Source organism: Chryseobacterium sp. CFS15 (genome assembly GCF_031118795.1).
In the GTDB taxonomy this organism is placed as follows: domain Bacteria; phylum Bacteroidota; class Bacteroidia; order Flavobacteriales; family Weeksellaceae; genus Chryseobacterium; species Chryseobacterium indoltheticum.
Map to the genome: position 1 here is coordinate 1 of NZ_JAVHYL010000029.1, position 941 is coordinate 941.

At 29.0% G+C, this 941-nt stretch carries 1 protein-coding gene; it reads left to right on the forward strand.

Features of this window, described 5'->3' with window-relative positions:
- Positions 1–70: 70 nt before the first annotated feature.
- On the forward strand, positions 71–941 hold an 871-nt coding region (locus OH814_RS20530; protein WP_308829459.1), incomplete at its 3' end, for an IS982 family transposase.

Genomic DNA, 941 nt, shown 5'->3' on the forward strand with positions numbered 1-941 from the left:
TTAAACAATAAAAGATTGTTCATTTGGTTCAGAAACCGTATATTTATTTGACTACCAATCATTTAAATATATGAACAATCTTATTCAAAACTACAAAATTATTTTAGAAGAATTGATAAATACTTGCAGTCATATTAAGACTAAACCTCAGATCAGAGTTCCAAAACTTTCTGATTTAGAACTTGTAGCTTTAAATATTACAGCAGAATATATGTCGATAAACTCTGAATTACAACTGTTTAGATACATTTCAAAAACAGAATTAGAACAAAAAATAGAAAGAAGCGTTTATAACAGAAGAAAGCGAAAATTGTTTTTCTACTTAGAAGAAATACGCAGAGTTTTGAGTGCAAAGTTTTCTGATTTTACAAACGTTTTTATTGTTGATTCAACACCATTGGAGATATGTAAAATAAGTAGGGCAAATCGCAGTGGAATTTGTTCCACAGAAAATATTCGTCCGGAATTTGGATATTGTGCTGCACAAAAAACACGATATTTCGGCTATAAATTACATGCTGTCTGCGACAAAAACGGTGTTTTTCATTCCTTCGATTTTTCTCCGGCAAACGTTCATGACATAAATTATCTGAAGGATATAAAAGAAAACTTCAAAAACTGTTTACTGATAGGCGACAGAGGATATATTAGCGAAAAATTAAGGGTTGATCTGTTCAATTACTCAAACATTAAACTTTCTGTTCCAATGAGAAAAAATCAACATGAATTTGTATCGTTTTCGAAAGTAAAATCTAAAATTAGAAAACGGATTGAAACAGCTATATCACAACTGAGCGGACAATTTTTACTACACATCAATTTAGCAAAAACTTTTGAAGGGTTGGCAACCAGAATTACCTCTAAAATCACTTCTTTTACAATGATACAATATCTTAATTTCTTTATATTTAAAAGAAGTTTAAACAAAATAAAAATTAATT